At 61.4% G+C, this 14,868-nt stretch carries 11 protein-coding genes; 8 read left to right on the forward strand and 3 right to left on the reverse strand.

What is annotated here, in order from left to right; genetic code table 11:
• Positions 1-101: 101 nt before the first annotated feature.
• The 6 genes from BEN47_RS08855 to BEN47_RS08880 all read left to right on the forward strand — a co-directional run bounded on the left by BEN47_RS08855 (position 102) and on the right by BEN47_RS08880 (position 7,832).
• A complete protein-coding gene (locus BEN47_RS08855; RefSeq protein ID WP_070727310.1) occupies positions 102-2,294 on the forward strand; it encodes a DUF4331 family protein in 2,193 nt (730 codons plus the stop codon).
• A gap of 236 nt (positions 2,295-2,530) precedes the next feature.
• Entirely contained in the window at positions 2,531-3,859 is a 1,329-nt protein-coding gene (locus BEN47_RS08860) for a tetratricopeptide repeat protein (RefSeq protein WP_125921588.1), read from the forward strand.
• Position 3,860: 1 nt separating this feature from the next.
• Positions 3,861-4,556 carry a HupE/UreJ family protein gene (locus tag BEN47_RS08865; RefSeq protein ID WP_239691546.1) on the forward strand — a complete coding sequence of 232 codons (696 nt, stop codon included), beginning with the start codon at positions 3,861-3,863 and terminating at the stop codon, positions 4,554-4,556.
• A gap of 111 nt (positions 4,557-4,667) precedes the next feature.
• Entirely contained in the window at positions 4,668-5,057 is a 390-nt protein-coding gene (locus BEN47_RS08870) for a hypothetical protein (RefSeq protein ID WP_070727313.1), read from the forward strand.
• A 123-nt stretch (positions 5,058-5,180) separates the two neighbouring features.
• Entirely contained in the window at positions 5,181-5,414 is a 234-nt protein-coding gene (locus tag BEN47_RS08875) for a hypothetical protein (protein WP_070727315.1), read from the forward strand.
• A 129-nt stretch (positions 5,415-5,543) separates the two neighbouring features.
• Positions 5,544-7,832, forward strand: a complete 2,289-nt coding sequence (locus tag BEN47_RS08880) for a TonB-dependent receptor (RefSeq protein ID WP_094123013.1) — start codon at positions 5,544-5,546, stop codon at positions 7,830-7,832.
• Positions 7,833-7,927: 95 nt separating this feature from the next.
• Here BEN47_RS08880 and BEN47_RS08885 read toward each other — a convergent pair whose 3' ends face one another.
• Positions 7,928-10,297, reverse strand: a complete 2,370-nt coding sequence (locus BEN47_RS08885; RefSeq protein WP_070727317.1) for an alpha-amylase family glycosyl hydrolase — start codon at positions 10,295-10,297, stop codon at positions 7,928-7,930.
• 313 nt (positions 10,298-10,610) lie between these two features.
• Here BEN47_RS08885 and BEN47_RS08890 point away from each other — a divergent pair, with 313 nt between their 5' ends.
• Complete coding sequence (locus tag BEN47_RS08890; protein WP_070727320.1) at positions 10,611-11,483, forward strand: murein L,D-transpeptidase catalytic domain family protein; 873 nt, start codon at positions 10,611-10,613, stop codon at positions 11,481-11,483.
• Between the two features lie 177 nt (positions 11,484-11,660).
• Positions 11,661-12,500: a murein L,D-transpeptidase catalytic domain family protein gene (locus BEN47_RS08895; protein WP_070727323.1), complete on the forward strand. Its 840-nt coding sequence runs from the start codon at positions 11,661-11,663 to the stop codon at positions 12,498-12,500.
• 195 nt (positions 12,501-12,695) lie between these two features.
• On the opposite strand, the gene BEN47_RS08900 is transcribed toward BEN47_RS08895, so the two are convergent.
• Positions 12,696-13,757, reverse strand: a complete 1,062-nt coding sequence (locus BEN47_RS08900) for an Ldh family oxidoreductase (RefSeq protein WP_070727325.1) — start codon at positions 13,755-13,757, stop codon at positions 12,696-12,698.
• A gap of 9 nt (positions 13,758-13,766) precedes the next feature.
• Positions 13,767-14,723, reverse strand: coding sequence for a Ppx/GppA phosphatase family protein (locus BEN47_RS08905; RefSeq protein WP_070727328.1), 957 nt, complete (start codon positions 14,721-14,723; stop codon positions 13,767-13,769).
• Between the last annotated feature and the right edge of the window lie 145 nt (positions 14,724-14,868).

Consider the following 14,868-nt stretch of genomic DNA (forward strand, 5'->3'; position numbering starts at 1 on the left):
ACAGTAGCAATTGGTGTTTGCCAGATTTTCCGAGCGTTATTGTGTGCCGATTTGAGACATCACACTTTGTTTTTTTTCCTTTCAACCCCCTTCTTTTTCTTATGAAAAATCTGCTTACACGTCCTCTGTTCCACGTTGCGCTGCTCGCAACATCGGTAGGAGGGATGCTAGCCTGGAGTGGCCAGCACAACACACTGGAGGCCTCGAGCCACCGCGAAGCCCCGCTCATCGCCGACGACCCGTTGGCTGACAACGTGGACGTCTACGCTTTCCGCAGCCCAGACGCTGCGGCCAACGACGGCAACGCTACGGTTACCATCATTGCCAACTATGTGCCGTTGGAACTGCCCCAGGGCGGCCCCATCTACAACACGTTCGGCGAAAACATCCAGTACGATATCCACGTCAAGAACGACGCGGCGACGACTGGTGATGACATCATTTACCGGTTTACGTTCACCAAAACCAACGAGGACCCCACCACGTTCTTCCGGGTGCGCCTGGGCAAGGAAAACCAAAAGACTACCTACCGTATGGACGTAATTCGCGGGGGTGTGACTACCAACCTCGTGACCGCTGGCGTGGTGCCTGCGCCAAACATTGGCCCGCGCTCCATTGAGGGCGGTGCCGGCCTGAACCAGGCTGGCGGCTACACCGCTTACATGGCCAGCGCAGTGCGGACCCTGGGCAACGGCATCAAAGTATTCTGCGGCCCTACTGATGACCCGTTCTTCACGGACTTGGGTGCCATCTTCGATTTGGGTGGCGTTCGCGGCCCGCAAACGGCCACGGGCAACAACAACGGCACCGCCCGCGATGGTTTGGCCCGCAAGAACACCCACGCCATTGCGATGCAAATTCCGGTTGCCCTGCTGGCTAAGACGGGCGCTCCTGCTTTGACGGCAGCCACCAACATTCTCGACTCCAACTACATCATCGGCGTGTGGGCTTCGGCCAGCCGCCAGGCCATGCGCGTTATCAACATCGATGGCACGCAGACCCACACGGGTAATTTCGTGCAGGTGTCGCGCTTGGGCATGCCCCTCACCAACGAGGTGGTTATTCCCATCGGCCAGAAAGACGAGTGGAACGCAGCTTCGCCTTTCGGTGTGGCACTGCCCGCCGCTGGCTCGCAGCAGTTTCGTTTCGACGAGAACCTGATGAACCCGGAGCTGGGCCTGTACATGGCCGACAACACGCCGGTAAACGGCGCGGCTCCCAAGCCCGCTGGCCAAACTTACTTCGGCGAAGCCGTACCCGGCCTTGGCCCGTTGCGCATCCAAACGAAGTCATTGGCTGGCACGGCTGGTCTGCCCGCTGGTGGTTTCGATTTCCGGAATGGTGCCGCTGGTCTGTCCGGTTTGGCTGGTTCGGCGGCGGTGGCCGGTACGGCCTTGGCACCTATTGCCAACGGTGGTTTTGGTGAATACTTGCTGCGTCCCGGCAAGCCCCGTTCGGTTGACTTGCTGCCTATCTTCCACACCGGTGTGCCCAACCTGCGTCCTTACCAGCTGGCTACCGGCAAAGCCGGCAATCCCTTGGCTGCTGGCAAGCCGTTCGTCAACAACTTCTTGCCCACCTTCGGCGACATGCTGCGCCTGAACATGGCTGTGCCCCCCACGCCCCGCAACTCGGCCGATTTCAGCTCGGAAGGCTTGCTGGCCGCCGCCGTGCTGGGCCTGACTGACCCACGCTTCAACGCCAATGCCAGCCTACAGTTTATCCCGAACATGGACGGCTTCCCCAACGGACGCCGCCTGGAGGATGACGTGACCCGCATTGAGCTGCAGGCCGTGAGCGGTGTGGTACTGGCCGCCCTTGGCCTGTGGTACGACGACTACCCTGCCGGCGGTGCCAACCCCGTAACGGCCCAGCTGGGCAAAGTGCTTGGCTTTACCACCAACATTGAGCGCAACGACACGACCTTCAAAGCGGCGTTCCCGTACGCCCAGACGCCCTGGAGCGGCACCACTGCCCAGAAGCAGGTGCTGTCGCAGCGCAGCGGCAGCGGCCTGGGCCTGCAGCCCAAGCTGGCCTCGGTACAGGGTTACCCCAACCCCTTCACGGACCGCATCACGCTGCGCATGGACCTGCAATTGGCTTCCAACCTGAGCATGATTGTGAGCGACGCGGCCGGCCGCAAAGTGGCCACTCTGACTTCGGCTAAGAAATTTGCCATCGGCCAACACGACATTGTATGGCAGCCCGGCCGCGATGTGGCACCCGGTCAGTACATTGTGACGCTGTACAGCGGCAAGACGATGGTGACTTCGACGCGAGTTGAGCGCCACTAAGTCAACATAAGCGCTACTTAAGAGCCGCCGGTTGGTCCTGTTAGGGCCGGCGGCGGCTCTTTTAGTTGTTGGTTATTTGTTCGTTGGTTAATAGTTGCTTGTTGTCAGTATGCAGGCAATCCTTTGTCTGACGACCAACAACGCGTTGCTTGCTGCTGAACGGCGACTTAATTTCATTAGTCGACCTTGCCATTCTACTTATTGCTGTTTCACTTTTACTAAATGCTTTATCTGCTTTGAAAAAGTACTTATATCCTGCCTTGCTTGTGGTGTTCGTCGGTCTGGCGGCTGCCATCTTTCTGTTTAAAAAGCCCGACATGCGGGTTCCTGCGCTTATTGAGCGCAATGGTGACCTGGCCGCCGGCGGCGAATGGTTAAACACCAAAGCGGCCATTGGAGGGCTGCAGGCCAACCTGCGCTCCAATCCCAACGACCAGAAGAGCCGCCTGCTGCTGGCGCAGGCCTACATGCAGGAGGGCCGCGTAACCGGCAACCATCCATACTACGACGGGGCCGCCATGGGCCTGCTGGAAGAAGTACTGCAGGCTGACCCTGAAAACTTTGAAGCCCTGTGCTGCAAAGCTGCCCTGAGCCTTACGCAGCACCATTTTGCGCAGGGCCTCGGCATTGCCCAGAGAGCCCAGAAAATAAACCCCAACAGCGGCTTTGTGTACGGCCTGCTGACGGATGCTAACGTGGAAATGGGCCACTACGACGAGGCCGTGAAAATGGCCGACAAGATGAATACCGTGCGCCCGGACCTGCCCGCCTATGCCCGCATAAGCTACCTGCGGGAAATTTACGGTGACGTGCCCGGCGCTATTCAGGCCATGGATATGGCCACGAAAGCGGGCTTCAGCGGCCTCGAACAAACCGAGTGGACCCGCGTGGGCCTGGGCCGCTTGCATGAGATAAGCGGCGACACGGCCAGTGCCCACGGCTACTACCTGATGGCGCTGGCGGCGCGGCCCGGCTACGCATACGCCATTGCCGGCCTGGGCCGCATTGCCGCTGCCCGAAAAGACTACGCCACCGCCATTAAATTCCACGAGCAGGCCCGCGCCACGGTGAAGGACTACGCTTTCACCGATGAGCTGACCGACCTGTACCGGCTGAACGGACAGGTTGAAGAATCAAAGAAAATGGCTCTGGAGTCTATTGCCATGCTCGCCAGCGCGGCCGAGGAAGCGGATGCCGACGAATTGATGGGCCACTACGCCGACCGCGAGCTGGCGTACGCCTACCTCAAAACCAATGAGCTGGACAAGGCCCTGGAGCACGCTAAAATTGAGTACGACCGCCGGCCCGATAACATTGACGTGAACGAAACGATGGCCTGGGTGCTCTATAAGCGCGGCAACTATGCCGAGGCGCACAAGTACATGCAGGTGGCGCGCCGCACCGGTTCCAAAAATCCCGTGCTGCTGGGCCGGGCTGGGTTTATTCTGACCAAAATTGGCAAGCTGGCCGAAGGCCAGGCCCTGATTGAAAATTCGCTCAAAACCGCGTCTTACCTCGACCCGGAAATAGAAGCGGAAGGCAGAAAACTGCTTGCTACGCGCTAGTATGCCCTCTTTTGGCCGACTGTTTTGGACGGGGAAAGCAGCCCGCCGCAGCCTGGCGGTGATGCCGCTGCTGGTGCTGCTGGCAGTGCCGGCCGCCGCGCACGTTCTCAATACGGACCTGAGCAAGCTCTCGCGCACCGAGATTTTTGGAACCTACCTACAGCTGGGCTTCACGCACATCATTCCGCTGGGGTTCGACCATATTTTGTTCATCGTCAGCCTCTACATTCTGGAGCCGCGCCTCAAGCCGGTGCTGCTGCAGGCCACGGCCTTCACGGTGGCGCACTCCATCACGCTGGGGTTGGCCATGTACGGGCTGATTTCGCCGCCCTCGCATATTATCGAGCCCATCATTGCGCTGTCCATCCTGTTTGTGGCCATTGAAAACATCATTACAGACCGGCTGAATCCGTGGCGCGTGGCCATTGTGTTTGGGTTTGGGCTGGTGCACGGCATGGGTTTCGCCAGCGTCCTCACGGGGCTGGGGCTGCCGGCCAAAGACTACGTCGGCTCGCTCATTTCCTTCAACGTGGGCGTGGAACTGGGCCAGGTGTCGGTGATACTGCTGTGCTGGGCGCTGGTGGGGCGCTGGGCCGCCCACAAAACCTGGTACAAGCAGCGCGTGGTGGTGCCGGTGTCCGTGCTCATTGGGCTGGTGGCTGCGTACTGGACAGTAGAGCGTGTTTTTTTTACCTAATAAATAGAAATTAGGATAAAGCGCTTGAATTAAGTGAATTGCTGACCGTAGGAAACATCTAATTCAAGCCGTTATCCGTAGATTGCAAAACCCGATTATTTCGTTGTATCCGTGGCCCTTCGCTCGCATTTCACGCTGCTGCTGCTGCTCAATTACCTGCTGGTGATTGGGGCCGGCCTCGTGGAGCGCCCGGTGCGGGTAATTGACCGGCCTTTTGCCTACGTGCACAGCCACGACTGCCAGCTGCAGCACACCCTGCGCCTCGCCTGCTTCGATGATTGCAACGGCGTGCAGTACCAGGTGAAAAAGAACGGCGAGCGGCCGCCTCTGCAGCAGCTGCTCAATACCCTTAAAGGCCTGGACAAGCACTGCCTGCCCGAAACCCGGGTGGTAGCGAGCATGCCCGTTTTCCGGCGCTCTCAGCCCCGGCCGGCCGCCTGCGAGGTAGCTGTGCCCACGGGATACCGGGGCCAGATTGAGTTGCCACCCCGTCGGGGATAAGCCGTGCGCGGGCCTGCGGGCCCGATGGTACCGGGCGCCGTGCGTCCGGACCGTTTCGTCTTATCCAAAACCTGACGCTGTCGGCGCGGCTACAAGCCACGGCGCGTCTATTCCCGATTGTTTATGAATTTCTGGGCCAACTCCCTCCAACCCATAGCGGGCGCTATGGGCGTTTCTTCCCGTGTTCAATTGCCGGCCGCGGGCCGCATTGCCATTTCCTGCCTAGCTAATGTTCGCGGCCTACCCTCGGGCCAGGCGGCGCCATCGGGCAGCAGCCAGCGCAGTGGCCTGGCCCAGCACCGGTCGCAGCACCGGGCCCAATGCCGGGCCAACTGCATGAGCAAGGCCAACTTCTAGGCCGGCCGGCACGGGCGCATTCTCACTTTTCAATCCGGATTTACTGATGGGGGCCTTGCCGCGGCCGGGTTTCCCATTACTCCGTATTCTTTTCTATAGATGAAACAACTATTTACTTCTACACAAGCAATGTGGGGCCTGCTTCTCGGGCTGTGTTTAACGGGGCAATTTGCGCAGGCCCAGGGCACTGCTACGCTGCGCGGTAGCGTGGCCGACTCACTCTCCGGCCAGCCCCTGGCGGGCGTGAGCGTGGGCTTGCAAGGCCAGTCCGGCGGCACCGCCACCGACGCGCTGGGCAACTTCCGGCTCGCGGGCGTGGCCCCCGGCACATACACGCTGCGTGTGGGCGCGCTGGGCTACCGCGGAGCCAGCCAGGCCGTGACGCTGGCGGCCGGTGAAACCCGCGCCATGCCGTTCACCATTGCAGCATCGGCCCTGAGCCTCGCGGAAGTGACCGTGAGCCAGCCGCGCGACCCCAACCAGAGCTTGGCCGCCATCAATCAGATTGACAAAGTGCTGCGGCCCGTGAACTCGGCCCAGGACCTGCTGCGGCTGGTGCCGGGCCTCTTTATTGCGCAGCACGCGGGTGGCGGCAAGGCTGAGCAGATTTTCCTGCGCGGCTTCGACGTGGACCACGGCACTGATTTCGCGGTGAGCGTGGACGGCCTGCCGGTGAACATGGTGAGCCACGCCCACGGCCAGGGCTACGCCGATTTTCACTTCGTGATTCCTGAAACGGTGGAGCAGCTGAAGGTGTACAAAGGCCCGTACACAGCGCGCTTCGGCGATTTTGTCACGGCCGGCGCGGGCGAGTTTAGCACCAAAACCCGCCTCGATGATAGCCAGGTGAAGCTGGAAGTGGGCCGCTTCGACACCTACCGCGCCCTGGTGATGCTGGACCTGTTGGGCAACAACAACCGCCACCTGTTCTCCAAAAAGCCCGAAAGCGCCTACGTGGCCGCCGAGTACAACTTCACCAACGCCTATTTTGACCAGCCGCAGGATTTCCGGCGCTTCAACGGCTTGGCCAAGTACACCGGCCAGCTCTCCGACCGCACTTCGCTCACGCTGCTCGGCTCGCACTTCACCTCCAGCTGGGACGCCAGCGGGCAGATTCCCGAAAGCGCCGTGCGCGAGGGCATCATTTCGCGCTTCGGCAGCATTGACCCCACTGAGGGCGGCGATACTGACCGCACCAACGCCTCGGTGGTGCTTACCACGGGCCTGCCCGGCGATGCCATTATTCGCCAGCAGCTGTACTACTCGCGCTACAATTTCAACCTGTTTTCCAACTTTACCTTCTTCCTGAACGATGAGGAGAACGGGGACGAAATCAACCAGACCGACGACCGCAACCTCTACGGCTACACCGGCACCTACGACCGCGACGACCGGCTGGGCGCCCGCAACCTGCATACCACCTTCGGCCTGGGCACCCGCATCGACGATACGGACCTGACCCTGCGCCGCGCCGTGCGCCGCACCATTACCGATACCATCACGGCCGGTAAAGTTTTCGAGCAAAATATCAATGCCTACCTCGACGAAACCCTGACCTTGACCGACCGCCTCACGCTGAACGCCGCCCTGCGGGCCGACGTGTTTGTGTTCGATTTCCGGGGCATTATCACCAACGATGACGGTAACCTGGAGCCGCTACGGGGCCGCAAAACCCGCGCCCGCGTGTCGCCCAAGCTGAATCTGTACTACCAGCTCACGCCTACCGTGCAGCTGTTTGCACGCTCCGGCTACGGGTTTCATTCCAACGACGCCCGCGGCGTGGTGCGCGGCACCGTGAACGGCAACGCTCTGCCCCGCGCCATTGGCTACGAGGCGGGCAGCACCTTCAAGCCCCTGCCGGGCGTGGTGGTGAATGCCGCGCTCTGGGCCCTGCACCTGGAAGACGAGTTGGTGTATGTGGGCGATGAGGCCGTAGTGGAAAGCGCCGGCCGCACCCGCCGCTACGGCGCCGACCTCTCGGTGCGCTACCAGCTTACCCGCGCCCTTTTTGCCGACGTGGACCTGAACTACAACCACGGCCGCCTGGTGGGCGTGGCCGAAGGCCAGAACTTCATCCCCCTCGCACCGCGCTTCACCAGCGTGGGCGGCCTCACCCTCAAAAACCCGCAGGGTTTCAGCGCCAGCTTACGCTACCGCCACCTCGACAGCCGCGCGGCCAACGAGGATAACTCCATTCGCGCCCGCGGCTACTTCCTGTTCGACGGCGTGGTGAGCTACACCCAATCCCGCTTCCAAATAGGTGCCACCGCCGAAAACCTGCTGAACGTGGACTGGAACGAAGCCCAGTTTGCCAACCCCAGCCGCCTGCGCGGCCAGACCACGCCCGTAGAGGAGCAGCTGCATTTCACGCCCGGCACGCCGTTCTTCATTAAGGTGAACGCCAGCGTGCTTTTCTAGGTAATGGCTGGTCTTTGCATCGAAAGCTAAAAACCAAAAAGCCTCTCCAGGAGTTGGAGAGGCTTTTTTCGTGGTTCAGGAATAGCTCGCTGAACTTACCGCAGTGCCACTTTGCGGCTGATTCTGAACTCCGGCACCGTCAGCTGGTACAGGCCGGTTCCCAGGGCCCGCTTCACGTTCAGGCGCGCTTCATTGGAGCCAGGGTAGAGGCGTAGAGTCTCTTCGTGCACCAAGCGGCCGGTGAGGTCGTGCAGGCGCACGGTGACGTTCTGCTGGCGGTTGGTTTGCAGCACCACGTCAATGCGGTCGGCAGTGGTAGGATTGGGAAACACCGAGACCTCGGCGGCCGTCAATTCTTCGGCGGCCTTGGTGACCACCGCGTCGCGGCGGCCGGTCATGGCGCCGGTTACCACGGTGGGGGCAGTGTAGGTCACCTTCACAAAGGCGCGCTGGGCGGGGTTGGTGGCCACGGCGTTTTTGGCTTTAAGCGTGTACCAGCCCTCGGCGGTGGGGGTATAGGCACCCACGCGGTTGCCGGTGCCGGTGCTGCTGCTCACTACCGTGCCGGCGCTGTTCAGCACGGCCACGGTGAGGCTGCGGGTAGCATCGGTGGGGAAAAGGGTGTAGCTGATGCTCTTGTTGGCGGCCACGTAGATGCGGCCTGCCGTGCGGTAGGCCGTGGAGGAGGCTGGAAGCTGACCGCCTTGCTGCAGGGAGCGGGCGTCGGAGTCGCCCAGGTCGTCGGCCAGCTCCCATTCCTGGGTGGTGGCGCGGCCCACTTTGGCGTAGTTGGTAACGGCGGTGGTGGGGGCCCACACCGAGTAGCCCCGGCGGCCGCCGGCCGCAGTGCCGTTGCAGGGCGGCGTGTTAATCACCACCGTCTGCGAGCCGCTCACCGTGACGGTGGTCGTGCCGTTGGCCCCGGAGTAGTCCTTGAGCACGGTGCCGGGCGCGAAATCGCAGCTCACGGTGCTGTTCTGCCAGGTGCTGAAGTTGTCGTTGATGCCGATGATGGCCTTGGTGCTGCGCTCAATCACGAGGTGGTCGGCGGCCTGCCAGCGCACCTTGTAGGCACCTTCCTTAAACTTCAGGTTTTGGTGGCACCAAATCAGGTTTTCGATGTCGGAGCGCACGGGCAAATCCACGGTGCTTTTGGGGCTGTGCGAGTAGCGCTTGCCGGTGCTGCCGATGTTGAACAAGTCCTCGAAAAACAGCTGAGGTGAGCCGTCCACGGACAGCAGCACGGCATAGGCCGCCGAGAGGCGAGGGTCGAAGGGGTCGATGTGCGGGGCCAGTTCCGAGCCGGTGTTCCAGCCGGTGTAGTTGCCGGTGGCGTCTACCTGCGGCCGGAACGTGTCGTGGTTGTTCACGAAGGGCACCGTGCGGTGCACGTAGGTGCCGTTGGTGAGCACCACGCGCCGGCCCTGCTGGTAGCCGGGCAGGTTGCCGATATTGAAATTGCCGCCCCCGCTTACCATGGAGTAGATGCCGTCGCGCATGCCAAAGTCAAACGTACCGGCGCGGTCCTGCACCTCGGTGCACCACTGGTCCAGTTGGCTCGCGCCGCCCACCCATTCGCCCACGGCGTACATGGTGGGGCCACCGTTGGCCCAGCCGGCGCTGCTTTGCATGCTGTAGAGAAAATCCTCCATGGCGAAGGACGGGAAATGCTTCACGGCATCAAGCCGCACGCCGTCGAAGCCTACCTGTTTCTTGTACCAAATCAACCATTCGCGCTCCTTGTTGCGCATGTAGTCGGCGCCTTGCACGGGGTTGAAGGTGGCGTTGGAGCTTTGGCCGTACGAGCCGTTGTAGTAGCTGATGTCGGGCCCGAAAAGCACGGAGTTCAGGTCGCCGCTGGTGGTGTTGTTGCCGGGGTTGGGGTTGAAGTTCTGCCAGTTTTTGGAGAAGCGGCCGCTGCGGGCCAGGTAGTTTGCCGATGTTTCGGCGGTTGCCGGCGTGGCGTAGCTCACGTAGCGAAAGTTCTTGTACTTGCTGGTCGTGAAGTCTTCGTACGCCGCCGGGTCCTGGCCGCCCGCGCCGTTGGAAGAGCCCGCGCCGTCGTTGTGGTTCAGCACAATGTCCTGCACCACGTCGATGCCGTTGGCGTGCAGAATGGCCACGCCGCGCAGCAGCTCGTCCTTGTTGCCCACGCGGGTAGCCAGAAAACCCTTTTGGTACTTGTCGCCCAGGTCGTAGTTGTCGAAGGGCGAGTAGCCGTTGCCCTGGTTGGGGCTCTTGATGGTGGGCGGCATCCATACGGCGTCAATGCCCATGGCCTTGAGGCGCGGGGCCAGGTCGGCAATGTAGTTTGCCCAGCCGTTGGGGTAGTTGCTATTCCAGTAGTCCCACCAGAACCCCTGCAGCACCACCTGCTGGGCGCGGGCCGCCTGCGTGCCAAGACCCAGGAGCAGGGCCAGCAGTAGCAAAGGGCGGGTGAAAGAAAATTTTGTAGAATGCTTCATGTTTGGGAATTGAATTTGAGACAAAAAAAAGAACAAAATGCATCCATTTTATTTTTTTGATGCACCTGGAATGACTGAGGCTTAGGAGCTTGTAAGGTATTATTTTATTGCGTTTTCGCTGCCTGAAAGCCACAATGTTTTATACTCACTTTTCAACCAGTAACCTCTTGTATTTTTTGTAGGCGGAGAGCACGGCGCTGCGGCACGGAAAGCAGGCACGGCCGGGCCGAAGAACGGGCCCGCGGTGCACCCGGCAACCCGCATTCTTGCGCTACCAGGGGGACAATGGTTCGGGCTGCCGTACTTTCAGGCAATGGTTTGGTTGAATGAAATGAAGACGGCCGCGATAAAGACGGCGGATAACTGGAAATGGCTGGCTGCGGCCGCCGTGCTGAGCATAACGGGTTGCCAGCTCCGCGTTGATGAGCCAAGCCGCGCCGCCGCGCCCATGCAGCCAAAAATCAGCGCGTATGCCACAATACCGGGGGCGGCCGGTACGCTCCCCGATTCGTTGGCCCTCACGCCGGTGCCGGTAGTGGCCCACGTGCCCGACACCCTGCGCCTGGCTATCCGGCGGCTGCACGCCGTCCTGGGTCCCGCCGCGGCCGGCCTGCGTCCCGAAGTGCTCGAACAAGCCTGCGTGGGCTACCTCACGCTGCACCCCATCGGCCGCATTGAGCGCGCCGGCCTGCTGGCCGTGGCCGATATGGACCTGCCCAACACCACCCCCCGCCTCTGGGTGTTGGACCTGCGCTTGGGCCGGGTGCTGCACCACAGCTTGGTGGCCCACGGCGCAGGCTCGGGCAAGCTGCGCGCCACGCGCTTTTCCAACCAGGAGAAGTCAGCCTGTACGTCGCTGGGCTTCTATCGTACCGCCGATACATACAATGGCATTCACGGCTACTCGCGCCGCATCGAGGGGCTCGATAAAGGCCAAAATGCCAATGCTTTCGACCGCTACGTGGTGTTGCACGCCGCCGACTACGCCAGTCCCAGGTACATTGAGCAGCATGGCCGACTGGGCTACAGCCGCGGCTGCCCCGCGCTGCCGCCCGAGCAGTACAAAGCAATTATTGCCTCGGTGCGGGTGGGCAGCATGCTGCTCATCAGTGGGCCGGGGCTGGCTTCGCGCTGGCTCGATGGCCGCGCCGCCGGCAAGCGCTTCCTGGCCCGGGGCTGGGATTGAAACCGGAAGAATGGAGGCCGGCGCGAAGGAGACAACATAGCCCAAACGGAATCTTTTGGCCAGTCCAGTTGTTCATAAACCAGCCGCCAGTCCGCAAGCTTCGTATAAGGTTGCGGACCAACAGCTACACACGAGCCAACTGGTTCGGCTTGCCTCACCTGCCAATTCCAAGAAACTATGCACCAGACCAGCGTAATTCAGCGCAAACGCAAGATGCAGCGGGCCCGATTAGCACGTCGGGTGTTGCCTTTCCTCGCGTCGTTGTTTCTGGCCACTCCGTTGGCAACCCCCGTTACCAAGTCGATGGCTGGTAATGTGGGCAATGAAATCCGCATGCCCAAGGTGTCCATTTCGCCAACTGCGATGTTCGACCTGAAGCTGCGTTCCAGCTACGAAGCCCTTGGCGCTGAGCAGCAGGGCCTCAAGTTCGAAACCTTTGCCAAGGCCATGACCGGCTACCTCAACCTGCGCGAAGCCGGCCAGTTGACCGAGGACAAACAGCTATTGACGGTGGTCGATTTCGACCTGCCTTCCACCGAAAAGCGCCTGTGGGTGTTCGACTTGGCTACCAATCAAACCAAATTCCACACCCTCGTGGCCCACGGCCACAACTCCGGCGAGAACGAGGCCACCAACTTCTCCAATACCGACGAGAGTAACATGAGCAGCCTTGGTTTCTACGCCACCAGCAAGGAGTACCAGGGCAAGCACGGCCGTAGCCTGCGCCTTGAGGGCCTCGATGAGGGCTTCAATACCAACGCCGCGGCCCGTTCCGTGGTGATGCACGGCGCTGATTACGTCAGCGAGGCCTTCATCAAGCAGAACGGCCGCTTGGGCCGCAGCCTCGGCTGCCCCGCTTTGCCCATGGATTTGAAAGATGAAATCATAGAAGCCGTGAACGGCGGCACCTGCCTGTTTATCAACAAGTCTAACGCCGGCTACGATTCGAAGTACCTGAACCAGAAAGCCGCAATGACTGCTTTGGTGTCCACGGCCACGGCCGCCGCCCACAGCTAGTTAACAAAATTGCTGCAATACAAAAGGCCCGTCTGGATTTCCAGATGGGCCTTTTACGTTGTTTGCTGGCACGGATTGCACAAGGCGGCTTTAAAGCACCTGCGCAAAAGTAAACGCACATTGAATTTCCGTAAAGCACTATAGGACGGACCTAAGCTTGCGGCCTTTAGCTTAAAGCTCATGGCTGACTGCTTACTACAGCTTCACGCCAAATTTCTGCCCGACGCCTTCTAAGTCCTTTATTACAGCGTCCAGCAGCGGAATACCGTCCAGCAGGCGCACGGCGGCCATCTCGCGTTCCGGGTCGCCGGGAATGAGTACTTTTCTGCCCTCAATGGCGTGCGCATTGCGGAATGTGGTAATCCAGTTGTCCATGTGCGCCTTGAACTCGTCGGCGGGCCGGAACGCATCCACGCGCATAGCCCCGAAAAAGTGGCCCAGGCCCTGGCCCACGGGGTCAGTGGGCGGCTGAAGGAAAGCTACAAACGGCGGCACCCACGGCCCGTAGTTCGCCCCCGAAAGCACGGCCGAAAAAATATCAACCACCGCGCCCAGGGCGTAGCCCTTATGTGAGCCCGTGGCGCCGCCCAGGGGCAACAGTGCGCCGCCGTTCTTAACGGCGTTGGCATCGGTTGAGGCGCTGCCGTCGGCGTTTTGCACCCAGCCTTCGGGCACGGGCAGCTGCTTGCGCTGGGCGATTTCGAGCTTGCCGTTGGCGGCGGTGGTGGTGGCGAGGTCGGCCACGAAATCGGGCTGCTCGCCGGCGGGCACGGCCACGGCAATGGGGTTGGTGCCCAGCAGGCGGTCGAGCGAGTGGGTGGGCGCGACCAGGGGCGAGGCATTGGTCATGGCCACGCCTATCATGTCGTGGGCCAGGGCCAACATGGCGTGGTAGCCGGCAATGCCGAAGTGGTTGGAGTTCTTCACAGAAACCCAGCCGGTGCCTACTTGTCGGGCTTTTTCGATGGCCACGCGCATGGCTTTCGGACCCACCACCAGGCCCAGGCCACCGTCGCCATCCACCACGGCTGTGCTGGGCGTTTCGTACGTCACGCCCACTCTGGGGGTCGGGTTGATGCGGCCCGCTTCCCAGAGGCGCACGTAGCCCACCAGCCGGGCCACGCCGTGCGAATCGATGCCGCGCAGGTCGGCCGAAAGCAGGGTTTCGGTGGCCAGGGTGGCATCGTCTTCCGGGCAGCCGATGCTGCGAAAAACGGCCTCGGTGAAGGTAAAAAGCTGGTTGTAGGAAAACGTCATAGGTAGGAGTTAAACGGCCAGCATTTCCGCCAACAGGCCTTCTTTCAGGGCGTAAGCTGAGGTCCGAATGCGGGTGATGCCAGAGATGCCCAGCACAAAATCGATGAGCACGGCGGCCACCACCAGCATATCGGCCCGCATGGGCAAAATGCCGGGCAGGGCCATGCGCTGCTCGTGGTTGCCGCTGAGCAGGTGCCGGTAGCTCTGCTGGAAGCTCTCGGCCTGCAGCTCGGTGTGCGGCGGCAACTGGGCTTCGGTGCGCAGCTCGCCAAGCTGCATGTCGGCCAGGCTATCAAAGCTGCCCGAAGCACCAATCAGGCCCACGGGTTTGTAATGCGCAATGGCTGCGGTGAGCGGCGCCAGCACGGTGTTGAGGTACTGCTGTTCGGCGGCCACCGCCGCGGCGGGCATTACGCCTTCGGGATTGGGAAAAAACTGGTCCAGCAGGCGCTGGGCCCCAATCTCGAAGCTTTGCTTCCAGAAGATGGTGGCCTCGTTGGCAATGATAAACTCCACCGAGCCGCCGCCGATGTCCATGAGCAAATGCGGCTCGGAGCCCAGCGCCACGGCCTGGCGAATGCCGGCGCAAATCAGTTCCGCCTCCCGCTCGCCGGCAATTACATCAACCTGAATGCCGGTTTGCGCAAAAATATCGCGCACCAGGTCCGGGCCGTTGCTGGTCACGCGCATGGCGCTGGTGGCTGTGGCGCGGATTTCGGTCACTTCGTGCAGCTCAATCTCCTCCTTAAAGCCCGCCAGCGTGTGCAGGGCACGAGCGTAGGCTTCGGGCGCAATAATGCCCTGGCTGATGCCGCCCTCGCCCAGGCGCACGCCGGCTTTGGTGCGCAGCAGGGGCACGGGCTTTTCACCGGGCTGGGTTGGCATCTCCACAATGAGCAGGTGGAAGGTGTTGGTGCCGAGGTCAATGAGGGCGAGGCGGCGAGGATGAGTGTGTGCGGTGTGCATGGAGTAGCAGGATACTCCCCTCCTTACCAAGGAGGAGATATTTTTGCGAAGCTAAAATTGGGGTGGCGGGCGTTGAACGACTCGCATAAATGTCATTCCGATACCGTTCAACGCCCGCAACCACCCCCGTCCGAGCCGTTGGCTC

The sequence above is a fragment of the Hymenobacter lapidarius genome (genome assembly GCF_001816145.1).
Lineage (GTDB): Bacteria > Bacteroidota > Bacteroidia > Cytophagales > Hymenobacteraceae > Hymenobacter > Hymenobacter lapidarius.